Source organism: Phocaeicola faecium (assembly GCF_014837055.1).
GTDB classification, from domain to species: Bacteria; Bacteroidota; Bacteroidia; order Bacteroidales; family Bacteroidaceae; genus Phocaeicola; species Phocaeicola gallinarum.
Genome location: NZ_JACSPQ010000011.1, coordinates 15,946 through 40,920 on the forward strand (window position 1 = coordinate 15,946; position 24,975 = coordinate 40,920).

At 45.6% G+C, this 24,975-nt stretch carries 22 protein-coding genes; 10 read left to right on the plus strand and 12 right to left on the minus strand.

Annotation, left to right across the window (positions count from 1 at the left end; translation table 11 throughout):
- Positions 1 to 5: 5 nt before the first annotated feature.
- Both H9626_RS10120 and H9626_RS10125 read right to left on the minus strand, forming a co-directional pair.
- A complete protein-coding gene (locus tag H9626_RS10120) occupies positions 6 to 1,094 on the minus strand; it encodes a hypothetical protein (protein ID WP_191710426.1) in 1,089 nt (362 codons plus the stop codon).
- Between the two features lie 21 nt (positions 1,095 to 1,115).
- Entirely contained in the window at positions 1,116 to 2,171 is a 1,056-nt protein-coding gene (locus tag H9626_RS10125) for a DNA adenine methylase (RefSeq protein WP_191710427.1), read from the minus strand.
- Positions 2,172 to 2,314: 143 nt separating this feature from the next.
- Here H9626_RS10125 and udk point away from each other — a divergent pair, with 143 nt between their 5' ends.
- Together udk and H9626_RS10135 are read left to right on the plus strand one after the other, a co-directional pair.
- On the plus strand, positions 2,315 to 2,926 hold the full coding sequence (gene udk, locus H9626_RS10130; protein ID WP_178255842.1) for a uridine kinase: 612 nt from the start codon (positions 2,315 to 2,317) through the stop codon (positions 2,924 to 2,926).
- Positions 2,923 to 4,290, plus strand: a complete 1,368-nt coding sequence (locus H9626_RS10135) for an MltF family protein (protein WP_191710428.1) — start codon at positions 2,923 to 2,925, stop codon at positions 4,288 to 4,290. Before udk ends, H9626_RS10135 begins: the two co-directional genes overlap by 4 nt.
- Before the next feature lie 83 nt (positions 4,291 to 4,373).
- Here the strand turns inward: H9626_RS10135 and H9626_RS10140 are convergent, their stop codons facing one another.
- Complete coding sequence (locus H9626_RS10140; protein WP_178255840.1) at positions 4,374 to 5,384, minus strand: aspartate-semialdehyde dehydrogenase; 1,011 nt, start codon at positions 5,382 to 5,384, stop codon at positions 4,374 to 4,376.
- Between the two features lie 207 nt (positions 5,385 to 5,591).
- On the opposite strand from H9626_RS10140, the gene H9626_RS10145 reads away from it, so the two are divergent.
- Genes H9626_RS10145 through H9626_RS10155 form a run of 3 tightly spaced genes read left to right on the plus strand, consistent with a single transcriptional unit; the run spans position 5,592 to position 9,117 of the window.
- Positions 5,592 to 7,739 carry a cation:proton antiporter gene (locus tag H9626_RS10145; protein ID WP_191710429.1) on the plus strand — a complete coding sequence of 716 codons (2,148 nt, stop codon included), beginning with the start codon at positions 5,592 to 5,594 and terminating at the stop codon, positions 7,737 to 7,739.
- Positions 7,736 to 8,458 (plus strand): tRNA threonylcarbamoyladenosine dehydratase, encoded by a 723-nt coding sequence (locus H9626_RS10150; RefSeq protein ID WP_178255838.1) that lies wholly within the window; start codon positions 7,736 to 7,738, stop codon positions 8,456 to 8,458. Before H9626_RS10145 ends, H9626_RS10150 begins: the two co-directional genes overlap by 4 nt.
- Before the next feature lie 5 nt (positions 8,459 to 8,463).
- Positions 8,464 to 9,117, plus strand: a complete 654-nt coding sequence (locus tag H9626_RS10155; protein ID WP_178255837.1) for an ABC transporter ATP-binding protein — start codon at positions 8,464 to 8,466, stop codon at positions 9,115 to 9,117.
- A 127-nt stretch (positions 9,118 to 9,244) separates the two neighbouring features.
- Here H9626_RS10155 and rny read toward each other — a convergent pair whose 3' ends face one another.
- From rny to alaS, 8 genes are all read right to left on the minus strand, one after another.
- On the minus strand, positions 9,245 to 10,774 hold the full coding sequence (gene rny / locus H9626_RS10160; RefSeq protein ID WP_178255836.1) for a ribonuclease Y: 1,530 nt from the start codon (positions 10,772 to 10,774) through the stop codon (positions 9,245 to 9,247).
- Between the two features lie 114 nt (positions 10,775 to 10,888).
- Positions 10,889 to 11,182, minus strand: a complete 294-nt coding sequence (locus tag H9626_RS10165; protein WP_178255835.1) for a cell division protein ZapA — start codon at positions 11,180 to 11,182, stop codon at positions 10,889 to 10,891.
- Positions 11,183 to 11,199: 17 nt separating this feature from the next.
- The gene (locus H9626_RS10170; RefSeq protein ID WP_178255850.1) at positions 11,200 to 11,493 is read right to left on the minus strand and encodes a coiled-coil domain-containing protein; all 294 of its coding nucleotides are present in this window, start codon (positions 11,491 to 11,493) and stop codon (positions 11,200 to 11,202) included.
- A gap of 203 nt (positions 11,494 to 11,696) precedes the next feature.
- Entirely contained in the window at positions 11,697 to 12,620 is a 924-nt protein-coding gene (locus H9626_RS10175; RefSeq protein WP_225230958.1) for an adenylate/guanylate cyclase domain-containing protein, read from the minus strand.
- Between the two features lie 3 nt (positions 12,621 to 12,623).
- Positions 12,624 to 13,193, minus strand: coding sequence for a Pycsar system effector family protein (locus tag H9626_RS10180; RefSeq protein ID WP_191710431.1), 570 nt, complete (start codon positions 13,191 to 13,193; stop codon positions 12,624 to 12,626).
- Positions 13,194 to 13,312: 119 nt separating this feature from the next.
- Complete coding sequence (locus tag H9626_RS10185) at positions 13,313 to 13,546, minus strand: hypothetical protein (RefSeq protein WP_191710432.1); 234 nt, start codon at positions 13,544 to 13,546, stop codon at positions 13,313 to 13,315.
- Between the two features lie 439 nt (positions 13,547 to 13,985).
- Positions 13,986 to 15,335, minus strand: coding sequence for an MATE family efflux transporter (locus H9626_RS10190; RefSeq protein ID WP_191710433.1), 1,350 nt, complete (start codon positions 15,333 to 15,335; stop codon positions 13,986 to 13,988).
- Between the two features lie 186 nt (positions 15,336 to 15,521).
- Positions 15,522 to 18,140 (minus strand): alanine--tRNA ligase, encoded by a 2,619-nt coding sequence (gene alaS, locus H9626_RS10195; RefSeq protein ID WP_191710434.1) that lies wholly within the window; start codon positions 18,138 to 18,140, stop codon positions 15,522 to 15,524.
- A 135-nt stretch (positions 18,141 to 18,275) separates the two neighbouring features.
- Here alaS and H9626_RS10200 point away from each other — a divergent pair, with 135 nt between their 5' ends.
- From H9626_RS10200 to H9626_RS10220, 5 genes are all read left to right on the plus strand, one after another.
- Positions 18,276 to 19,244, plus strand: a complete 969-nt coding sequence (locus H9626_RS10200) for a M23 family metallopeptidase (protein ID WP_178255832.1) — start codon at positions 18,276 to 18,278, stop codon at positions 19,242 to 19,244.
- 33 nt (positions 19,245 to 19,277) lie between these two features.
- Positions 19,278 to 19,625, plus strand: coding sequence for a MerR family transcriptional regulator (locus H9626_RS10205; protein WP_178255831.1), 348 nt, complete (start codon positions 19,278 to 19,280; stop codon positions 19,623 to 19,625).
- 891 nt (positions 19,626 to 20,516) lie between these two features.
- Positions 20,517 to 21,281, plus strand: a complete 765-nt coding sequence (locus H9626_RS10210) for a DUF2971 domain-containing protein (RefSeq protein ID WP_191710435.1) — start codon at positions 20,517 to 20,519, stop codon at positions 21,279 to 21,281.
- A 262-nt stretch (positions 21,282 to 21,543) separates the two neighbouring features.
- Positions 21,544 to 22,596: a DUF6998 domain-containing protein gene (locus H9626_RS10215; protein WP_191710436.1), complete on the plus strand. Its 1,053-nt coding sequence runs from the start codon at positions 21,544 to 21,546 to the stop codon at positions 22,594 to 22,596.
- 126 nt (positions 22,597 to 22,722) lie between these two features.
- A complete protein-coding gene (locus H9626_RS10220; RefSeq protein WP_191710437.1) occupies positions 22,723 to 24,030 on the plus strand; it encodes a Na+/H+ antiporter NhaC family protein in 1,308 nt (435 codons plus the stop codon).
- Positions 24,031 to 24,053: 23 nt separating this feature from the next.
- On the opposite strand, the gene H9626_RS10225 is transcribed toward H9626_RS10220, so the two are convergent.
- A complete protein-coding gene (locus H9626_RS10225; protein ID WP_191710438.1) occupies positions 24,054 to 24,839 on the minus strand; it encodes a glycoside hydrolase family 16 protein in 786 nt (261 codons plus the stop codon).
- Between the last annotated feature and the right edge of the window lie 136 nt (positions 24,840 to 24,975).

A 24,975-nucleotide genomic window follows, 5' to 3' on the forward strand; every position in this document is an offset into this window, starting at 1 on the left:
TATAATTAATTTTTTGTCACGAAAATTACATCTGCAAGACTGGTATATGAATTTCCTTTGAAAGTGAAATCAATCTTTTTTAACGATGTTCGGGTAAAGTTGTTAAGATAATTATTGATTTTGGGTTCAATCAATGAGAAAGCCCTTTTCATTTTCCAAGATTGGCTTATGTCGTTTGCATCTGTTAGAATGACAAAAAGACGGTTTTCTGCACCAAACCTCATTTCGCCTTGGTTGGCATATAGCCATGTCATTAGTTCTATGGGGTTTGTTTGTGCTTCGTCAATAATTTCCTTGCGTTTGGCATTTAGGTCAGAAATAATGTCTTTACGTCCTATTTCTGATAATTTTTCCGAAATGGTATATATTTGCTGGGTTTCTGTCTGATTCGCATCTATTGTTATGTTATTTTCTTTGGCTTTTTCTTTTAACCATGAAATTTCTTTTTTCCCTAATTTCTCCTTTAATTTTTCATTCAAATATTGGTTAGGGAAGAATGTGACTTTTAAATCAATGGGATTATCATCCAAAAAGAAATCGACACTTTTTATTTCTCCAACTGCCGATATGACTTTTTTATGGCGTTTAAACAGTGCCTCTATGAGGTACGATGTCCAATTATTATACCAGCTTGTCTGTACATAGTTCCATGCGTTATCTGCTATTTCGGATTGTTTGCTTGCTAATACATCGAACTTGCTGATTACTTTTACATATCTGCTTATCAAATGCTTGTCTAATGAATTATTTTGATCGCCACCCCATGCATAGTGGTGAATTTTGTATAAATCGTTTTTCAGTTGTTCTTCATCAATTCCTAATGACTTGTACCATTCATGCTCCTGATTATTTAAGAACTCATTTAATAGCAACATCGCATCAGGCTTCTTTTCCAGCAGTTCGAATAACTCTACATTTTGTTCTGCGATTTTAGTTGTAGTAAGGGTTATTTTATTGATTTCAGTAAATTTCTTTAATTGTTTGCTTCTACATACAGCGCGTGTCTTTAGCCATAGTAATCCGTTGGTGTCTCCATTAAACGCATATAGATTTTGCGCTCTGAATTCTTTTTCCCATTTTGAAAAATTTTTCATTGACATAATAGCTTATCGTATTTATTTCATGGTACAAATTAGAAGAACCTCACTGCTGCCGGCTACACTGCCTTTTCCGCCTCGTCCTGTGTTATATTTTTTTCTTTCGATTTTTACCTGTCGATAAGGCGTAATCATTTCAATCATCGTGTTTATATCCGGATAACTTCGGTCATTATAACTCACTATCCATGTAGGTATGTGATTGGCTCGCTCAAACATTAGTTGAAGATTTGAAAGAGTTTCACTGTTTTTGTCAAATCCACTATATCTTTTGGGTTCATAACGTTTGATACCATTAACGAACTGTTTGTCTTTCCAATATTCTACGTAAGTTTCTAATAAGTGATAAAATGATTGATAATCCGCATGGCTGTTACAATACGGAGGATCAAAATATGCTAAGTCTATATCGGTAAGTTGAGGTAATAGGTCTAAAATATTTTTATTATAACTTTTATTGTCTTTTGAATTATCAAATACGGCTGCGTTATATTCGGGAAGTAACTCTTCGAATATGTCTTTGAGTGGTCGTACTAAACTGCGGTTACGTTTGATACGGGCAGGATCTGCTGCATATACTAACGCTTGCGTGTGGGCGAAATGTCCCATTGTAACTTTTCGTGTCATACTTCGGCACATTACAGATAAAGCCAATGCTTCTTTATACTTGTTGTTTAGGCGATTGACGTTACTGCGGAAACTATCGGCAAAGGCAGCTTCTTCAGGTAAGAAAAATAAGTTTGCAAATAGCTTTCCCATGAGATTAAAGACTTCCGGATTGCTGTTTTCTGAGAAAAGTATTTCTAAATCTTCTTTGTTAAGAGTATATTGTTTGTTTTCTATTAAAGCCTTTCCTATCAGGTTGTTGCAATTTAGAAAATCATTGGTTATGACTTTCTTGCCTAATTGCTTGAACATATATGCAATGGATTGTGAGCCGGAAAAGGCATCCAAAACATTGTTTGCTTTGTCGGGGATAAACTGGGCAATCCATCCGCGATGAATGTATTTAGCCCCTAAATATTGTGGTTCGGGAAATTTATAATCAAGATATTTGGTGTCATCAAAGAGCATATAATTACTATTTTAATACAAAAATACACGTTTTTTCTTTAAAGGAAAAATGATTTTAATTTCTTCTTCTCGTTATGTGTTTATTTTATGAATTATCGTAATTTTGTATATTGCAAATATATAACTAATTATTGAAACGAACCATGATTATTATCGGAATTGCAGGAGGTACAGGCTCCGGGAAAACAACTGTGGTGAGAGAAATCGTTGCAAGTCTGCCCGAGGGCGAAGTGGCAGTTCTTCCGTTAGATTCTTATTATAAAGATAGCAGCCACGTGCCTGTGGAGGAACGGCAGAGTATTAATTTCGACCATCCGAATGCGTTCGACTGGGATTTGCTGTCTGAGCATATCTCCATGCTGCGCCGCGGTGAGGCTATCGAACAGCCGGTGTACTCGTTTTTGACGTGTACGCGCCAGCCCGAAACCATCCACATCGAACCGCGCAAGGTGGTTATTATCGAAGGGATTCTGGCACTGAGCGACAAGCAGCTTTGCGACTTGATGGACTTGCGTATTTTTGTGGATGCCGACCCTGATGACCGATTGATACGGGTTATACAGCGCGACGTGATAGAACGCGGGCGAACTGCCGAGGCGGTGATGGAACGCTACGAAAAGGTGTTGAAGCCCATGCACTTGGAATTTATCGAACCTGCCAAGCGGATAGCCGACCTGATTGTTCCGCAGGGAGGGCATAACCGCAAGGCGATTGAGATATTGAAGATGTATATCGAAAAAATAGTAGGGCGATGAAAACCGTTCCGTTTGCGTATGTATGCGTGGTGTTGTGCCTGTTACTTGCTGCTTGCGGAAAGAGTAAGGAAGAGGCGGTAGACTTGCCGCAAATCATCGAGCGCGGAGAATTGACCGTACTCACTGTCAGCGGTTCTACTTCGTACTTCAATTACCGGGGAGAGCCGATGGGATTCCAGTACGAGCTGGCGCAACAGTTTGCGCGTTCGCTCGGAGTGAAGCTCAATGTGAAGATTGTGAAAGATGAAAATGCACTGGTAGACAGCCTGCTGGCGGGAAAAGGCGACTTGATAGCGTATAATCTTGCCGTAACCAACCGGAGGAAGGATAAACTGATTTATTGCGGCGAAGAAAATATTACGCATCAGGTCATCGTGCAACGGAGGGGGAAAAATGCGCTGACCGACGTGACTCAGCTCGTAGACCGCGACGTGTACGTCAATCCCGGTGTATACCGGGTTCGGCTTGCGAATCTGAATAAAGAGCTGGGTGGGGGAATCCGCTTACATGTCATGCCTGCCGACAGCGTTTCGGCGGAAGGGCTGATTACGCAGGTGGCGGAAGGGGTAATCGACTATACGGTGGCAACCAACGAGGTGGCGCGTATCAATAAAACCTATTATCCCAATCTTGACATCCGACTGAAGATTAGTTTCGACCAGCGTTCATCGTGGGCGGTGCGGAAAACATCGCCACGGCTTGCCGAGGCTGCCGACAAGTGGCACAAGGAAAACATCAACTCAGCCGAGTTCCGTGCCAGTGCGCAGCGTTATTTCGAGCTGAACAAACACGTTTCCCACGGTGCCATCCTCTCGGTGGCGGACGGAAAAATTTCGGTGTACGATGATTTGTTCCGTAAATACGCCAAGCAGATAGGCTGGGACTGGCGGTTGCTGGCGTCTCTTGCCTATACCGAATCGAATTTCGACCCCAACGTGACCTCGTGGGCAGGGGCAAAAGGACTGATGCAGCTGATGCCGGCAACTTCGCGTGCTATGGGAGTGCCCGCCGGCAAGGAGAACGATCCGGAAGAAAGCATACGTGCAGGAGTGAAGTTGATAGCGGCATTACAGCAGATTTTTAAGAAAGTAGACGACCCGGCAGAGCAAGTGAAGTTTGTGCTTGCCGCCTACAATGCCGGAGCGGGACACGTGACCGATGCCATCGCGCTGGCACGGAAATACGGGAGAGACCCTTACGTGTGGGAGCATAACGTGGCACATTACATCCTGCTGAAAAGTAACGAAGAGTTTTATCAAGACCCCGTATGTAAGAACGGGTATTTCCGTGGGACGGAAACCTACAATTTCGTTCGCGAGGTGCTTGAACGCACAGAAGTATACAAAGAAAAAATAAGGAGTTGAATACCCTCCGGACGGGTGGCAAAAAAACGACACCCCTGCTTTCACGACGGTTGCCGGAAGCAGGGGCGCGCTGTTTATAAAAATTATCGGATGTTGTTCACTTTAATCAAATACTCGGCAATCTGTACCGCATTGAGCGCCGCACCCTTCTTGATTTGGTCGCCCACAATCCAGAATGTCAGTCCGTTTTCATTGGCAAGGTCCTTGCGTATACGTCCCACATATACCGGATCTTTGCCGGCAAGGAAAAGCGGCATCGGGTATTCTTTCTTTTCCGGATTATCCATCAGCACCAGTCCTTCGCCGTGAGCAAACGCCTCGCGTGCTTCTTCTACCGACACAGGACGTTCGGTTTCAATCCAGATGCTCTCAGAGTGAGAACGAAGTGCAGGCACACGTACACACGTTGCGCTCACCTTTACATCGGAGTGCATGATTTTACGTGTTTCGTTATACATCTTCATTTCCTCTTTCGTATATCCGTTATCGGTAAACACGTCGATTTGCGGAATCAGGTTAAACGCCAATTGGTATGCAAATTTTTCTACCGTTACCGGTTCGCCGGCCAATACTTGGCGGTATTGTTCGTAAAGCTCATCCATAGCTGCCGCACCTGCTCCGCTGGCTGCCTGATAAGTCGATACATGCACGCGCTTGATGTGAGTCAGGTTTTCGATAGCTTTCAGCGCCACAACCATCTGAATCGTCGTACAGTTGGGGTTGGCAATGATGCCGCGCGGACGGTTCAGCGCATCTTCAGCATTCACTTCGGGAACCACCAGCGGAATATCTGCATCCATACGGAATGCGCTTGAGTTATCAATCATCACAGCCCCGTATTTGGTAATGGTATCGGCAAACTCTTTCGAAGTTCCGGCTCCGGCAGAAGTGAAAGCAATGTCTACACCTTTAAAGTCATCGTTGTGCTGCAAGAGTTTTACTTCGATTTCTTTTCCTCGGAAAGTGTATTTTCGTCCGGCGCTGCGTGAAGAACCGAACAATACCAACTCGTCTATCGGGAAGTTTCTCTCATCGAGCACGCGCAGGAACTCTTGTCCTACGGCTCCGCTCGCACCAACAATTGCTACTTTCATTTTCGTTGTCTTTAAAAATAATGGTTATCGTTTGTTTGTTCTACCGCGAGGAGTACGCCAACGCATCACGTTTGTCGTTTCGTGTCTTTGTGTCTCCTTCGTCAAGGTTTCTGCTGCAAAAATAAAACATTTTGAAATAATAATCGGGAGATATTGAAGATTTTTCGTATTTTTGTTCCTAAAAACGGATTAAACTATACGCATTTTATGAAGGAATGGTTCGAATGGATAAATTTTGATATTGCATTTCCGATAACTGACCCCACGTGGATTTTCTTTCTGGTTTTGGTGATAATTCTGTTTGCTCCTATCCTGTTAGAGCGTTTGCGCATACCGCACATCATCGGCATGATTTTGGCCGGGCTGGTTGTGGGAGAGCATGGGTTTAATATTCTTGCACGCGACAGCAGTTTCGAACTTTTCGGCAAAGTGGGATTGTATTATATCATGTTTCTTGCCGGACTTGAGATGAACATGGAGGACTTTAAGAGCATCCGTATGAAAGCGACGGTACTGGGCTTGCTTGCCTTTATTTTTCCGTTGGGCATCGGTATCTGGACGAATCTTCATCTGCTTGACTACGGGCTGATTACTTCGGTATTGCTGGCAAGTATGTATGCCTCGCATACGCTGATAGCCTATCCGATAGTGATTCGGTACGGCATTAACCGGAACAGGGCGGTGAGCATTGCCGTGGGAGGTACGGCGGTAACGGATACGCTGACGCTGCTGGTGCTGGCGGTCATAGCAGGCATGTTCAACGAAAAAGGCATTTCGGAGATGTTCTGGGTATGGCTGGTGGTCAAGGTAGTGGTACTCAGTGTGGTGATAATGTACACATTTCCGCGCATCGGACGCTGGTTTTTCCGCCGTTACACCGATAATGTGGTGCAGTTCATCTTTGTGCTGGCAATGGTGTTCTTAGGTGCGGGACTGATGGAACTTATCGGTATGGAGGGCATCTTGGGAGCGTTCCTCGCCGGACTGGTGCTGAACCGCCTTATTCCTCACGTGTCTCCGCTCATGAGTCATCTGGAGTTTGTGGGCAATGCGCTGTTTATCCCTTATTTCCTGATAGGTGTGGGGATGCTGATTAACGTCAACGTGCTGTTCGGGCATATCGACTCGATAAAGGTGGCGGGTGTGATGATTGTGGTGGCGCTGCTGGGCAAGTGGATTGCCTCATGGGTTACACAGAAAATCTACGGAATGAAGGCTTTAGAGCGTGAACTGATGTTCGGTTTAAGCAATGCGCAGGCGGCGGCTACGCTGGCAGCGGTGATGGTGGGATATAACATTATCCAGCCCAACGGCGAGCGGTTGCTGAACGAAGATGTACTGAACGGAACCATTCTTCTCATATTGGTAACGTGTGTAGTCAGCTCGTTTATAACCGAACATGCGGCGAAGCGCGTGGCGATGAGTGATGCCGAGCTGAATGAGGAAAAAGGACAGGAAAAAGAACGTTTCCTTATCCCGGTGGCAAACCCCGAAACGTTAGACCGCCTGATGGGGCTGGCGATGGTGGTGCGCGATGAAAAGCAGATAAATAACCTTGTGGCTCTTAACGTGATAAACGATAATAACGACTCGGTGAAGCAGGAGATGAAGGGAAGGCGCAGCTTGGAGCGGGCGGCGCAAATTGCTGCCTCGGCAAATGTCATGCTGAAAACGGTGAGCCGTTTCGACTTGAATATTACCACGGGTATCTTACACACGGCGAAAGAAAACGAAGCTACGAGCATCATCATCGGGCTGCATCATAAAGCAAGTATCGTCGACTCCTTTTTCGGAAATCTGACCGAGAATCTGCTGAAAGGTACTTACTTGCAGGTGATGATTGTTCGCTTTCTTATTCCGGTGAACACGCTTCGCCGTATCATCGTGGCGGTTCCGCCCAAAGCCGAATTCGAACATGGGTTCGTAAAATGGATAGTCCACCTCTGCCGCATGAGCAGTCAGCTGGGGTGCCGGTTACACTTCTTTGCCCACCCGCAGACGCTGGGCTACATCAAAGGGTACATCCAGAAGAAACATAAAGACGTATTGACGCAGTATCAGGAATTGGAGGATTGGGATGACTTGCTGATTATCACCGGACAGGTGAACTATGACCATCTGTTGGTTGTCGTCAGCTCGCGTCGTGGTTCCATCTCTTACGATTCGGCTTTCGAACGTCTTCCGATGCAGATTTCCAAATACTTTAATAATAATAGTATCATGTTGCTTTACCCCGACCAGAAAGGCGATCCGAGCGAGGCGTTGAGCTTTGCCGACCCGCGCGGATGGGCGGAAACACAGTATTATGACCGAGTGGGCAACTGGTTTTATAAATGGTTTAAGAAAGATTCATGAGTGACGATAAAAGAGCGTGGCAGCAGCGTACCGAATTGTTGCTGGGCACGGATAAAACCGAACGCCTGCGCCGGGCACATGTGCTGGTGGTAGGACTGGGAGGTGTGGGAGCATACGCTGCCGAGATGATTTGCCGGGCAGGAGTGGGGCGCATGACCATCGTAGATGCCGATACGGTACAGCCCAGTAACATCAACCGTCAGCTTCCGGCAACCCATTCGGTGCTGGGGCGGTTGAAAGCCGAGGTACTTGCCGAGCGTTTCCGTGACATCAATCCCGAACTGGAGCTTACCGTGCTTCCGGTTTACCTGAAAGATGAGGCGATACCGGAACTGTTAGACAGTGCGAAACCCGACTTCATAGTCGATGCCATTGATACCGTAGCCCCGAAATGTTACCTTATCTACCATGCTTTGCAGCGTGGAATGAAGATAGTGAGCAGCATGGGGGCAGGGGCGAAAAAAGACATCACGCAGGTACGCTTTGCCGACCTGTGGGACACTTACCATTGCGGACTGAGCAAGGCGGTGAGGAAACGTCTGCAGAAGATGGGGATGAAGCGGAAGTTGCCCGTGGTGTTCAGCACCGAACAGGCAGATGCCAACGCCGTAATACTTGTCGACGACGAGCGCAACAAAAAGTCTACAGCCGGAACAGTAAGCTACATGCCTGCCGTATTCGGGTGTTATTTGGCAGAATACGTAATCAGAAAGCTATAAAACAGATGATAGAATTACAGGGTATAACCAAGAGTTTCGGTTCGCTCCAAGTATTGCGGGGGATAGACCTCACCATCGAGCGGGGCGAAGTAGTGAGCATCGTTGGTCCCAGCGGAGCGGGAAAAACCACCCTGCTTCAGATAATGGGTACGCTTGATAAGCCCGACAGCGGAAGTATCCGGCTGAACGGGGTAGAGGTCAACCGCTTGGGCGAGAAAAAACTTTCGGCATTCCGAAACAAAGAAATCGGTTTCGTTTTTCAGTTTCATCAGTTGCTGCCGGAGTTTACCGCACTTGAAAATGTCACGATTCCCGCATTGATTCAAGGTGTGTCGGCGGGTACGGCTCGCAAGCAGGCGCAAGAGATGCTGGACATGCTCGGACTTTCTGAACGGGCTGCCCACAAACCTGCCGAATTGTCGGGCGGTGAGAAACAAAGGGTGGCGGTGGCGCGTGCGCTGATAAACCACCCGTCGGTGGTTCTGGCCGATGAACCTTCGGGGAGCCTTGACACTCAGAACAAAGAAGAACTTCACCGCCTGTTCTTCGACCTGCGCGACAAGTTGGGACAGACGTTCGTTATCGTGACCCACGATGAGGGCTTGGCTGCACAAACCGACCGTACGATTCACTTGGTAGACGGACAAATCGTAAGATAATACCCGCTTCGGGCATCCGCTTCAAAGGGTATGCACATAAAAAGAGAGGGAGAACAGCGTCATCCGTATCGGAAACATTCGTCTGTTCTTCCTCTCTTTCTGTATTGGAATATCAGCAGGACTTGAGTTACTTGGCAAAACTTACGGCGCGTGTTTCGCGGATTACCGTAATCTTAACCTGTCCCGGATAAGTCATTTCGTCTTGAATCTTCTTAGCGATTTCGGCAGACAAGTTTTCTGTTTGCTTGTCGTCAATCTTATCTGCACCTACGATTACGCGGAGTTCGCGGCCTGCCTGAATAGCATACGTCTTGGTAACCCCCGGATACGACATAGCCAACTGTTCAAGGTCGTTCAAACGCTTGATGTACGCTTCTACGATTTCGCGGCGTGCGCCCGGACGCGCTCCTGAGATGGCATCACATACCTGAACGATAGGAGCCAGCAGGCTGGTCATTTCTATTTCATCGTGGTGAGCACCGATAGCGTTGCAGATATCCGGTTTTTCCTTGTACTTCTCGGCGAGCTTCATACCCAGCAGTGCGTGTGGCAATTCCGGTTCTTCATCGGGCACTTTACCAATATCATGAAGCAATCCCGCACGTTTGGCTTTCTTCGGATTCAGTCCCAGCTCAGATGCCATGACCGCACACAAGTTGGCGGTTTCGCGTGCGTGCTGCAACAGATTCTGTCCGTACGATGAGCGATATTTCATTTTACCGATGATACGGATAAGTTCAGGATGCAATCCGTGGATACCCAAGTCGATGGTAGTGCGCTTTCCGGTTTCGATGATTTCGTCTTCCACCTGCTTGCGTACTTTGGCAACCACCTCCTCGATGCGTGCCGGGTGGATACGTCCGTCGGTAACTAATTGGTGAAGCGCCAAGCGGGCAATTTCGCGGCGAACCGGGTCGAATGCCGAGAGAACGATTGCTTCGGGCGTATCGTCTACTACGATTTCCACTCCCGTAGCAGCCTCCAATGCGCGGATGTTACGTCCTTCGCGTCCGATGATGCGTCCTTTGATTTCGTCCGATTCGATGTGGAATACCGTCACCGAGTTTTCGATGGCTGTTTCAGCAGCTACACGCTGGATAGACTGAATCACGATGCGTTTCGCCTCGCGGTTGGCAGTCAGTTTGGCATCGTCCATGATGTCGTTGATGTACGACTGCGCCTGCGTTTTAGCCTCCTCTTTCAGCGATTCCACCAAACGCTCTTTGGCTTCTTCGGCAGATAATCCCGAAAGCGTTTCCAGCTTCGTGCGTTCCTGCGACTGAAGTTCGTCCAGTTCCTCCTTTTTCTTTTCGATGATAGTCATCTGCGCTTCAAGATTTTCGCGGATAGCTTCCGTTTCATTCCGTTTGCGCTGTAACTCCTCGTTTTTCTGGTTCAACACCATTTCGCGTTGTTTCAGTTTGTTTTCCGCCTGCTGAATCTTTTGGTTTCGTGCAGCCACTTCCTTCTCCAAGTCAGCTTTCTTGTTCAGGAATTTCTCCTTCACCTCCAAAAGTTTGTTTTTCTTGATTACTTCCGCTTCGTTTTCCGCCTCTTTAATAATCGAATCATATTTTGATTTCAAGCCATACTTGAAAAAACAATATGAAAGAGCCCCTCCTACGAGGAAGGCCACAACCACTAATATAACTGTCATCTCGTTACTGTTTTAATAATATATAAATAAAAACGCACAAACCTCGTCTGCCGATATTCCGGCTCTGAGGTCTGTGCGTGAGTCTCTTCGTGTTTCTATTTGCTAAACAGCTACCTATTCCCCTGTCCCGATGCACTGGTCGATGTCGGTTGTCAGTTCTTTTATTTTGTCAATAAAAGGTTGCGTATCGTTGCGGTCTTTCACCATCACGTACTGAAACGACAGTTCAAGCATCGACATAGCCCAAATCCGGTCGGTAGTAAAGCTCGGGTATTCCCGGCGGTATCTGTTTAGTTTATCTTTTATTAGTTTGGCAGCATCGCGGTATAACTTTTCGTCCTCACGTGGGACGATTAGTTCAAACAGTTGATTGCCTACCCACAAACTTATATTCTGTTTATCGTCCATATCCGTATCGTTTTTTGCTATTCGTTCAACATGGCGATACATTTATCGACTTCACGCACCAAGCGCGCCAACCGTTGTTTCGTATCGCGGAGTTCACTGTCGTTGATACTGATTATGCGCGCCATTTTCAAGTTAGTGTACTTTTCTTCCAATTCTTTCCGGCTATTTTCCATGCGCAGAATTTCGTTGTCTTTTTCTGCAAGAAGTTCCCGAAGCGAGGCATTTTCTTTTTTTACTTCTTCGTAAAGCAAGAGTAAATGCCGCAGTTTTCCTTCGAAAGTGTTTAATAGCTTCTTGTCTTCTTCCGTCATTACTACACTAAAATTGTACACAAATATAATGGATTGCTTGGAAACACAAAAATATTTGCTGAATATTTTGCGAAAAAAACGATATTAAAATAGGAATATATTAGAAATAAGCTTCTTATGAGTGTTTTTTTAAGAATAAGGTTGGTTAACAGTTGCAATTCTGTGATTAATCATTGTTTTTATAATATTCAATTATAGGATATTCATGGTAGTTTCCAACGTAAATTTGCTCCCCATACTCTATATGATATATCTTTTATTTCTCTTGTTTCTTGTTTCCAATGCTTAGATTCTTGAGGGCGTTGTTTTATGTATTCCTTATGTACTTTATCTGAAATCAATATAGAACTGTATTTGTATGATTCTGTTTTTTTCTCAAGTGAAGATATATTACGAATGTTTGAATAGCATAATTCATGCGCAAATTGTTCAGCTGTTAGTTTTTTACGTTCTTTATACCATTCATCATGTGGTTTACTAAAGAATGGTGGTATTACAAATGGGTTATAATGATGGAAATCTCCAGTTACGTCATAAAATTCGTCTTCTACCGTTTTTCCTGCAAAATCGGTAAGGCGGGAAGCGAAATTAGCAGGTTTGCCAACCCAAACCAATCCTTTATTCTCTGTGTTTTCGTCTCCTTTGCGTTCAATACCGACTTTTATCACTCGCATTTTCCCATAATCAATACCTATACCACAATGAAAATCAACATCGGAAAATGTTTCGTTAATCATTTGAGAGATATGATTGATTGTAATAGCACAATTTACAGCATTGATAAAACAGTCTTCAACAGGAAATACAACCATCACTCTGTCTCCTATAATATTCCTAACATATCCATCATGTTCTCTTGCAGCACTAAGCACCCCTTTGGTAAATGTAGTATAAATCCGCCCCATCGTTTCGGTATTATGTTTGCGGGTCAATTCTACAGAATTTCGAATATCAACAAACAATACGCATGTTTCAATACATTTACCTTTTTTTGCCTCTCCACTTTCATATGTCAAATCACAATCGGATAAAGAAGGAACTTTTGATGATGTACTGTATGTGAAGTTTTTTGTGCGTACATCATTTATCATATTTCTCACATTTGTTATAAAGTCTTTTAGATTCATAAGCTATTTAATCACAAATAGAATGACTGATATAAAAACAAGTAAAAATAGAAACCAGCAAAAATAATACACTGATTTTTTATGATATTTAAACTTAGTAGTGCAAATAGATGAATTTATATATATCTGTGACAACAAATCATTCAACATTGATTCATTAGACTGGTTTATAGTCGCTCTTTTAAAATTATTAAAACTTTCGCTTGATATAGATGTAAAATGTAATAATGACTTTTCAGTCAATCCAGATTGTTTAAACAGACTCGGATCTGTTGTCCCTTTTATAACTTGAAGAGAATAAAAGATAGAAGATACAATCAAGACAAGCATGACAGTAAGTAAACATAATTGAATAGCATTGATTAATGAAAATTCTCCATTCCTCGTCTCATAATAGTAGTATATTGGAAATATAAGTTTTTGACGTATCCAACTTATATAATCAGATGTGCACAAGATAGTGACTACGATTCCTTCAACCGCTAATAGAATACTTGCTTTTTGATCACAATTATTAATCCAGCTATTTATTCTATCCAACCTTAACTTTAATTCATCCTCAGTTATTTCCATAATTCTAATCTTATTGTAAAAGTAAAAAAACAACCTCTTTATATATGTTTGGCGGTTGTTTTCTTAATATATACGTCACCTACAAATAGTTGCTGCAACTTGTTTTACAATCTTAATTTTTATTCGTCTTTGACAAAGAATATGTAGAAAGAGTCTTTAATCAAATAAACTCCAGCTATTGCCATTAGTCCCAAATAGATACCTCCACCTCGACTAGAAAGCATCCAAAAAAAATTAGTAGCTCGTTCAAATAGCTGAAGAATGAATACAAATACTCCTAAAACAGGAGGTAGCAAGAAAAACAAGCCTATAATACATTCTACCTTTTTTGCTTTAATAATAGTTTTATCCATATTGTTGAGGTTTATATTAGTGTTTCATTTTCATGTCTTGAAAGGGGTAAGCTTAATCCGATTACAAAAGTAGAGGATTTTTGCGATAATCATCTGTTTTTTAATGATTTTCTTTGCTTCTGAATTGGTTTTAGAGTAAACTCTATATTTTCGCTCCTTTATATATAGCTTTTAAATAATATAAAGCAATATAAAATACAGAAATAGAGACTGCTATAGCTAATGTGCATTTGATGTCGGGTAATGGTTTAGAAGTGCATTTATTGCTATAATTCACTTAAATTCATTTTCTTTCCTTATGCTACATTGTGCTACTCAAAGCCAATTCTAATCGTCAGTGAGAACGTTCAAATTCGCAAAACGTTCTGTTAATACGCCGAATATTTTGCGAAAAAATCCGTTATCCCCTTTTTATCGGAGGCGTGAAGTGGTTTTTCCGCTACCGCGCAGCCATCCGGTTTTGCAGTTTCCGATTGTTCCGCCTCAAGTACCAGAAGCATATCAGCAGCGATACGATGGTGGAGAGCGGCGGGGCGTATCCCATCAGTACCAAGTCGGTAGGGTCAATCTTACCGCACAGGTAGGAGAGGGGGATACGGAACAGGAAGGTGGCAATCATGCTGTGTATCATGGGGAACCACGAGTTGCCCTGCCCGCTGAAGTAAGAGTTGATGCAGAACACGAAGCTCACCATCACGCAGTCGATGCTGTATCCGCGCAGGTATCCGGCTGCCATTTCTATCACGGCGGGGTCGTTCGTGAAAATGCCTGTCAGCGTTTCGGGCAGGAACTGTGAGTACACGCATACCGACACGCCGAATACCAGCGAGATGCCGATGCCGGAATACAGGCAGCGGCTCATGCGCTGAATCAGTCCCGCACCGTAGTTTTGAGCCGTCATGGTGGCCACTGCCGCAGCCATAGCCGTGGGCGGAAGCATGGCGAAGATGATGATTTTCTCTACCACGCCCAGCGAAGCCGAAGCGATGACACCCATCTGGTTGACGATGACGGTGATTATCAGAAACGATACGTTGATAAGCGCATCTTGAAGGGCGATGGGTGCGCCGAGCGTAACGATGCGCCGTGAGAGGTCTTTGTGGAAACGGATGTCGCGGCGGGTAAACTCGAAATGGAATCCCCGGCGGTGAAGAAACCACAGCGCGGTAAGGAAACTGATGCCTTGCGAGAGTACCGTGGCGATGGCGGCTCCTGCTGCACGCATCCCGAATCCGCCCACGAGGAGGAAGTCGGCACCGATATTGATTATACACGCCAGCCCCACGAAGTAGAGCGGCGACTTCGAGTCGCCCAGTCCGCGCAGGATACCGCATACCACGTTATAGCCCATGATGAACGGAATCCCCGCCGAGCAAATCAGGATGTAATGAAGCGTGTCTGCCATCGCTTCCTCCGGCGTGTGCATCAGTGCGGCGATGGGACGGTGGAACAATACCATCACAAGGGTAAGTATAATCCCCGTCACCGTGAAGAAATAAACCGACGTGCCGATGGTGGCAGCCACCTTCCGGTCGTCTTTCGCTCCCGTTCCCATCGCTATCAGGATGGTAGTCCCCGTGGTCAGCCCGAGGATGATACCCGTAATGGTCTGCATCACTTGGCTGCCGATGGCGACGCCCGCTACGCTGGCAGCATCGTCATACTGTCCCACCACGAATAAGTCTGCACCGCCATACAGCGCCTGAAGCACGTTGGCGATAAGAAAAGGCATCGCGAACCGCAGCAGCACCTTCGGAACGCTTCCCTGTGTCAAATCCAGTTCTTTCATACTCAAATTTGTGTTTATGTTTACATGAAAAAAGCCGGATAAGTTGATTGGTTTTACCCAGTCATCTTATCCGGCTTTTTATTTTGCCCTCCGATGAGGATTACAAAACGCATTTATCTGTCAGGTCGCTGCAAAGGTGGGTCAAAAGTTTGGAATATCCAAATCTTTTTCCTGCGTTTTTTTCTTTTAGAACCCTGCAAGCTCCACCACCTTGTCTACCGCTGCGCTCAGTCCGTCGGGGTTCTTGCCTCCCGCCGTAGCAAAGTGAGGCTGTCCGCCTCCGCCGCCCTGAATCAGTTTCGCAGCCTCGCGCACTAATTGTCCGGCGTTCAGTCCTGCCTTCACTTGGTCGTCGCTCATGGTTACCGTAAGCAGCGGTTTGTCATCGTGCACGCTGCCGATTACCACAAACAGGTTTTCCGTTATCTGACCTTTCAGTTGGAAAGCGATGTTCTTCACCGCGTCTGCCGGCATGGGCAGTACGGCTTTGATAACCTTCACGCCGTGGATTTCTTTTGCCGACTCTATCAGCTTAGCTTTCACCGCAGCTTCTTTTTCCTTCATGAATGCTTCCATCTGCTTCTTCAGTCCGGCGTTTTCGTCGATGTACTTGGCGATGGCAGCTTTCAGGTCGGGAGCGTTGTTAAACAGCGCCTTCAGGTCGGCGATGGTATCCTGTACGGCATCGAACATCTCTTCCACCTTTGCTCCGGTGATGGCTTCGATGCGTCGAACCCCGGCTGCTACCGAACTTTCCGACAGAATCTTCACCATACCGATTTTTCCGGTTGCCGATACGTGTGTACCGCCGCAGAACTCGATAGACGAACCAAACTGAACCACGCGCACTTCGTCGCCGTATTTTTCGCCGAAGAGGGCGATGGCTCCTAACTCGCGAGCCTTTTCGATGGGCAGGTTGCGGTATTCCGTCAGCGGGATGTCTTCACGGATTTTGGCGTTCACCAAGTGTTCCACCTCGCGGAGCTGTTCCGGCGTTACTTTCTGGAAGTGAGAGAAGTCGAAGCGCAGGCTGTCCGGTGTAACGAGCGAACCTTTCTGTTCTACGTGCGTACCCAGTACCTGACGCAAAGCCTCGTCAAGCAGGTGGGTACAAGAGTGGTTGGCTGCACACGCGGCACGCTTCTCCGTATCCACACAAGCCATCATCGGTGCGTCGAGGTGTTCGGGCAGTTTCTTGGCAATGTGTATCGGCAGGTTGTTTTCTTTCTTCGTGTCGATGATGTCGATGCTTTCAAATTCGTTGACCAGCACACCCGTATCGCCTACCTGACCTCCGCTTTCGGCGTAGAACGGTGTTTCGCTCAGCACGATTTGATACAGCGTCTGGTTCTTCTGCTTCACCTGACGGTAGCGCAGGATGGAGGTTTCATACTCCGTATAGTCGTAGCCCACGAACGTGGTTTCGCCCTCTTTCAGCGTCACCCAGTCGCCCGTTTCAACGGCGGCAGCGTTACGTGCGCGCTCTTTCTGTTTCTTCATTTCCACCTCGAAGCCCTTCACATCGGCAGTCAGTCCGTTTTCGCGGAGAATCAGTTCGGTGAGGTCGAAGGGGAAGCCGAACGTGTCATACAGCGTAAAGGCATCCACGCCGCTGATTTCCGTCTTTCCGGCGGCTTTCGCGTCTGCCATCATCTTGTCAAGCAGGCGGATACCCGTCTCTAGCGTGCGCAAGAAGGCTTCTTCTTCCTCCTTGATAACCTTTTCGATGAGCGTTTGCTGCGCTTTCAGTTCGGGATAAGCCCCGCCCATGTTTTCTACCAACACAGGCACTAACTTGTAGATGAACGCCTGCTTCTGACCCAAGAACGTGTAAGCGTAACGCACGGCGCGGCGCAGGATGCGGCGGATTACGTAGCCCGCTTTGGCATTCGAGGGGAGCTGGCCGTCGGTGATAGAGAAAGCGATGGTACGCACGTGGTCTGCCACTACACGCATTGCCACGTCCGTCTTTTCGTCCTTGCCGTAGGTAGTTCCCGCCAAGTCGCCGATTACCTTGATGATGGGCTGGAACACGTCGGTGTCATAGTTCGAGCGTTTGCCCTGCATAGCCATGCACAGACGTTCGAATCCCATACCCGTGTCGATAACCTTAGCCGGCAGGGGTTCGAGGCTTCCGTCCGCCTTGCGGTTATACTGCATGAACACGAGGTTCCAGATTTCGATAACCTGCGGATGGTCATGGTTCACCAGCTCACGGCCCGGCACTTTGGCGCGCTCTTCTTCCGGACGCAGGTCGATATGGATTTCCGAGCAAGGACCGCACGGACCCGTGTCGCCCATCTCCCAGAAGTTGTCATGCTTGTTTCCGTTGATGATGTGGTCGGCGGGCATGAACTGTTCCCAGTACGAAGCCGCCTCGTTGTCGCGCTCCAGCCCTTCGGCAGGACTGCCTTCGAACACGGTGGCATAGAGGTTGGCAGGGTCTATCTTCAGCACGTCTACCAAGAACTCCCATGCCCAACTGATGGCTTCTTTCTTGAAATAGTCGCCGAATGACCAGTTGCCTAACATCTCGAACATCGTATGATGGTAAGTATCGTGTCCCACTTCCTCCAAGTCGTTGTGTTTTCCGCTTACGCGAAGACACTTCTGCGAGTCGGTAACACGCTTGTATTTCGCCGGATGGTTGCCCAGTATGATGTCTTTAAACTGGTTCATGCCTGCATTGGTAAACATCAGCGTAGGGTCATCCTTGATGACCATCGGTGCCGAAGGCACAATCTGATGTCCTTTCGACTCGAAAAACTTAACAAACGAGTCGCGGATTTCATTAGCTGTTAACATATCGTCTATAAAGTACTTGTAGTTAATATTCTCAAAATCGGTTTGCAAAGATAATCGGTTTTATTATTTTTGTCCGTATGTTTGACGCAAAAACTTGGAGTTTGGTCTCTTATTTTTTTTCAAAATCAGATTTGAATGCGTAAAGTTTATTATATCTACAACCCTAAAACCCGTACTTACGACCGTATATACCCCACCATCCGACAGCGGATGCTGAGCTACGTGCGCCGCCTGATGCTCGGTATCGGTCTGGGGGCAGGCAGTTTCCTGTTGCTGCTGTTCATTTTCGGGTCGCCCTCCGAGAAAGACCTCCGCACCGAGAACGCACGCCTTCAGGCGCAGTATAACATCCTCTCGCACCGGCTGAACGAGGCGCTCGAAGTAATGAAACGCTTGCAGCAGCGCGACGATAACCTTTACCGGTTTATCATGCAGGCAGACCCCGTGGCCGACGGGCTGCGGACGGCGAGCTACGGCGAAACAAACCGTTACGAGGAGCTGACGGACATGGCGAATGCCGAGCTGGTGGTAAACACCACGCAGAAGATGGACTTGCTGGCAAGGCAGATTTACGTGCAGTCGAAATCGTTCGACGAGGTGGTCGACCTCTGTAAGCAGCACGACGAGATGCTGACCTGCATCCCCGCCATTCAGCCCGTGGCGAACAAGAACCTGAAGCAAACGGCGTCGGGCTACGGGATGCGCATCGACCCGATATACAAGACGCTGAAGTTTCACTCCGGGATGGACTTCTCGGCAAACGTGGGTACGCCCGTCTACGTAACCGGAAACGGGAAAGTGGTGCAGGCGGGATGGGACGGACTGTATGGCAAATGTATCGTGATAGACCACGGGTTTGGTTATACCACCCGATATGCTCATCTGAACAAAATCAGCGTGAAGGTAGGGCAGCAGGTGAAGCGCGGAGAAACCATCGGCGAGGTGGGGAGCACCGGAAAAAGCACCGGGCCGCACCTCCATTACGAAGTTCACGTAAAGGGACAGGTGGTAAATCCCGTGAACTACTACTTCATGGACCTCACCGCCGACGAGTACGACCGCATGGTGGAAATGGCGGCAAATCACGGCAAAGTGTACGATTAATCTTTAACCCTGAAACAAAAACATTGCAGCATTATGGCATTACGTCCGGAAAAAGAACTGAAATTATACTACTCCATCGGCGAGGTGGCGAAGATGTTCGGTGTAGCCGAGTCGCTCCTCCGCTATTGGGAAAAAGAGTTTCCCTTCATCGCGCCCCGCAAGGCAGGCGGGAACATCCGCCAGTACCGCAAAGAAGACATTGAAAACGTGCGGCTGGTCTATCACTTGGTAAAAGAGAAAGGCATGACGCTTGCGGGTGCCAAACAGCGCTTGAAGCAAAACAAGGATGCGGCGATGAACAATGCCGAAATCGTGGAACGGCTGAAGCGAATCCGCGAGGAACTGGTAAGCATGAAAAAGGAGCTGGACTATCTGACGTAAACCCGATAGTTGGCTTGTCAATATTTTTTCATCCAAACAAATGTATTGTGGAAGTTTTCTCCGTAAAACTTACCTTGCTTATTATTTCTTTCTTTATATAATATATAGAGAGGGTGGTACGGCAGGTGGCTCACTCGTGTCACACTACCCTCTGTATCGAGCTGATATACATATTGTTAAGTATGTCTAAAATAGTTGTTAAAGTGGCTCACCCTAAAAATAGTTTTCACTAAAAGACTGATTATCAGTAGAAAGCAAAAATACGCTTCGGTCGGTTTTCCGCTCCGGGGCAAGGAACGTACAGTCTCACCGTGTTATGATTCTTTACTCGCGCATTGGCGAAAGGCAGAGGTTGGGCTTGATTTTGTGGCGGGATTGGATTTGCTTTTTAATGTCACGTCGATTGTGTGAAGGAGTATTATGTTATCTTTTTGTGTTGATGTTTTCCGGATTTTTCTTGTTCTTTTATCGGTTGATGTAATATACTTTGAGATGAGCGGATATATTTCTAAATAATTTTCTATCTTAGTAGCTCTATCAGGTTAGATACAATTAATACGGAATGTAATTTATGGAACTCGTATTAAATCTGTTTTTACAGAGAAAGACAAAGGTGGTGTTTGGGGCTTGAAAAACAAGCGGGCAGACCGATGAGTCTTACGGATAGAATTGGTAAACTTATCCGCATGAGTTGAGTGATGCTATTCGTAGTATTTTTATATGTCATCGGAGAACTCTTTTTAAGTGGTTCTCCGAATAGTAAGGCAGAGTTTTACTATAAATTTCAAATGGGTTACAAATGTAACCCGCCCAATATGGAGATGTTGATTTAAACATCTAACCATTGAGTGCGATTGTAGATGATTTATTGAGAACTAAATAAATGAATTTATGGGAGAAGCTAAATTATATAAGTACCTTGATTTTAACGGTGGATTGATGATGTTGCAAAATAGTGATATTCAATTTACCAATGCTACGCAGTTGAATGACCCGTTTGATTGCCATCCCTCACTGATTGATTTCTCTAACGTTCCGAAAGAAGCGTGTAGAGGATGGACGCCGGAAATTATTGAAGAATTAAAACGAGACCCGTTTCGGAGAATAAGAGAAGAGGCATGGATATGTAGCTTGTCTAAAGTATATGATTCCATATTGATGTGGAGCTATTATAGCAAGCACAAAGGTATCTGTATCGGTTTGGATATGGAAAGAAGCAGGAAATATCTTTCTCGCATGTTGGGTGGAACTATGATAGGTTGTGCCGAAGTGGAAGTACAATATAAAGATATTGTAGAAAAACCGGATTATTTCAGAGATGCAAAAGATTTTTTCCGTTATCAGATATCCACTAAGGCAAAGGCTTGGGAGCATGAGCAAGAGGTCAGGTTATTTATTTTAGATCCTTTTCCTACATATATGGCATTATTGCCATGGCAAAATGATGATAAAGGTCCGATTGATTGGAAGGAGGTTCGAGCTTTTCCTAAAATAGGAGGTGAATGTTTTGAGTCCGTTTATTTGGGAGTAAATATGGATACCGATGAAAAATCGAAAATAATAAGTGTTGCCCGAAAGCTGAATCCGGATATAAAGATTTATCAAATGGGAATTGATTCAAATGCTTTTAGGCTAAATGCAGAGTTGATTAAATAATAAAAACTAAGAGTGTGTTGTTTAAATTTTCCAATAAAGTAATTTCGTTTGCTTCAATTTGAGTTAGTTTCCAGTCTGTTGCTCCGTTCTAAATTACAGACAGTTTGCTATCTTCTTTATAGAGCAGAAAAAACTCTTAAATTAAATCAGAGCAAGATTTAAACGACAACTCTATTTTTCCCATAAAATGTACATGAAGATAATTTAAATAGTTTCTGAATTTGTATTTTTGCAATCTATAAATAGAAAGACAAAATATATTATGGGGGAGCAGATATTAGCAAGGGAGATTTTATTGAAAGATTTTGCAAATTGCAGTGACGAACTTTTCAATTTAGGGATAATCCGTACAGATAGTTTTACAGGGGAAATTGGAGAATTTATAGCTTCCAAGTATTTTAATCTTCGTTTAGTAGGAAAATCAACTAAAGCATATGATGCTAAATGTTCTCAAGGGTATAAATACCAAATCAAATCTAAGATTCTTACTAAGAAAAGTTTAAATTGCAGTATTTCTAATTTAAAATGTTTAGCCTTTGACTTTCTAATAGTTGTCTACTTTGATGAATATTATAATCCTCTGTATATATTAAAAATTCCTTCTAAAGAGATAAGTGCAGAAAAATATTATGTTAATTCTTCCGTTATTTCTATGTATTCTTTAGATGTGAATCTATTAAGATTGTCAGAAAAAGAAAAAAGTGCTATTAAGAATTTTGCTTTAAGTTATTTGAGTTTACGAAAAGCAAATATTATCAGAAGTCGCAGAGTTGTAGGAGATATTGGTGAATATTATGCGTGTAGACGTTTGAATTTAAAATTATGTAATAACGTAAATGAAAAAGGTTTAGATGCAATAAATCAAAAAGGATTAACTTTTGAAATTAAAACAAGAAGGGTATATGATAGCGGAAGACGCACTTCCGAGGCTAGAAGGTTAAATAAACTCAAAGGTAAGAATGCTGATTATTTGATAGTGGTGACTTTAAATCATGCTTTTGAATGTTCCGGTATGTGGATAATGCCAATGAAAAACGTGGTTAATCCGGATTCTGCCCATCTTACGATTGTCAATAAAATCATAGGAGTAAGAAATCTAGTACCTAGTCAAATTAATGGGTTGGAAACGGGTGAAAAGTTTGTGTCTTTCAATGAAATGAATAGGCAAAAACAATCTCTTGTGTTAAATAATAAGCAAAATGAGCGTCAATCAGAATTAGCAGATATTATTGTTCCTGCAAGTGGGAACCATAAAGGAATGTATTTAATTTTATTAGTAATTATAGGTTTTATTCTGGTTTGCTTAGCTTTTTAATTGTTTTAAGTTAATTCAAATTCTGTATATTGGCATTTGTTGAATATCTCTAAATAAAAAATTGAATAGAGGGGATGTATCTCGCAGATTTTCTCTAATTTTGCATTTCCAATCACTAAACTATCTATGAATCCGAATAAATTGACCCCCATCGTCAACAAGCCCAGCGCATGGGCGCTCAGTCCGCTTGTGGTGTTTCTGTGCCTCTATTTAGTTACTTCGCTCATTATCGACGATTTCTATAAAGTGCCTATCACCATCGCCTTCTTGGTAGCGTCGGTCTATGCCGTTGCCATTACGAAGGGATTGAGCCTGAACGACCGCATCCTGCAATACTCTACGGGAGCGGCTAACAAGAACATCATGCTCATGATTTGGATATTCATCCTTGCGGGAGCATTCGCTAAGTCGGCAGAAACGATGGGAGCCATTGATGCTACGGTCAACCTCGCTCTTTACCTCCTGCCCGATAATCTGCTGCTTGCCGGAGTATTCCTCGCCTCGTGCTTCATCTCGCTCTCTATCGGCACGTCGGTGGGAACCATCGTTACACTGGTGCCTGTGGCGGCAGGCATCGCCGAAAAAACCGACCCCGGGATGCTTCCCCTCGTTACCGCGTTGGTGATAGGAGGGGCGTTCTTTGGCGATAATCTGTCGTTTATATCCGATACCACCATCGCCGCCACCCGCACGCAGGGATGCGTGATGCGCGACAAATTCCGTGTCAACCTGCTCATCGCCCTGCCTGCCGCCCTCATCGTATTCGTCTACTACATTGTGTGCGGGTCGGGTGTCGAGTCGGCATACGAAGTGCAAGAGATAGCGTGGGGCAAGGTGGTTCCTTACCTCATCGTGCTGGCTACGGCGATAGCGGGTGTCAACGTTACGCTGGTGTTGCTGCTGGGCATCGTGTCGACCGGCATCGTGGGGATGTGTTACGGCAGTTTCGACGTGTTCGGATGGTTCGGCTCGATGGGAGAGGGGATTATCGGCATGGGCGAACTGATTATCATCACCCTGATGGCGGGCGGACTGCTGGAGCTGATTCGCTTCAACGGCGGGGTGGATTACATTTTGAACGTGCTGACGAAACACATCCGCGGAAAGCGTGGAGCCGAGCTGAGCATCGCTGCGCTGGTGAGCTTGGCAAACGTATGTACGGCAAATAACACGATAGCCATCATTACCGTAGGCCCGCTGGCAAGTAACATTGCCGAGCAGTACCGCATCGACAAACGCAAGAGCGCCAGCATCCTCGACATCTTCTCGTGTGTGGTGCAGGGCGTTATCCCTTACGGCGCACAGATGCTGATAGCTGCCGGACTTACCGGACTGTCGCCCCTCAGCATCATCGGTTACCTGTATTACCCCATGCTGCTGGGCGTGGTGGCGCTGCTCAGCATCCTGCTCCGTTTTCCCCGGCGGTACTCCTGACGAGAGACCTCCGGAGGCTTCCGTTATTCTTCCCTGAGCTTATAGATCTTTACCCAGTCTACCATCATCTCCACCGGAAGTTCTTCGGGTTTTGCCTTCCCTACCCATGAACCCTCTATCTGCATGTCTATCAGCAGGTAATAGGGCGTGCCGAAAGGATACTGCCCCTCTTTGTCTGTCTCGATGCGCGGGTAAGCGAATGTTCTTTGTCCGTTGATGGAAAACACGAGGCTGTCGGGCAGAATTTCCACACCATAGGTATTATAACCGTCGCGGTCTATCGTTCCGGTACCTCCGTGCGGCGGGTTGTTCTTCTCCTTTAATATGTGCGTGTAATACGAATGTACGGTCTGGTAAGCGATGCTGTCGTGGTTGAGGTGCTCCATGATGTCTATCTCGCCCCCGTTGGGCCATTTTCCCGTTTCGGGCAGCATCCAGATGGCAGGCCAAGCCCCTTGTGCGCGTCCTAATTTGGCACAGACTTCCACTTTCCCGTACCCGATGTTTACCTTCCCTTTGGTAAAGAGTCCGCCCGTGATGAAGCGAGCCGTATCTTGCGGCACCTTGCCGTTGTTGACCGTGCCGTGCAGCACTAAATTCCCGTCTTTTACTTCGTAGAGGAAGTCGGCATCCGACATGTGCCGGTTCCAGTCCGCTCCTCCCCGTGGAATCTTGCTCCAGCACTGTTCGTCGAAGGTCCGCCCGCTGAAGTTGTCCTCCCATACCAAGTCATACATAGCCTGTTGTGCCTGTGCAGTCATCATCAGGCAGCAGCCGCAAAGTGCGGCAAGCATTTTCATAGTTTTCATACGTTGTTCTTTTTATGTGAAAATTGGGCTTTAAAGATAATACAAATTCGGTGAATACAGCCGATTATCGAAAAAACGGGTGATAAATTTGTAAGATTCAAAAGAAAAGTCTACCTTTGCACCGCAAATTGAGGAT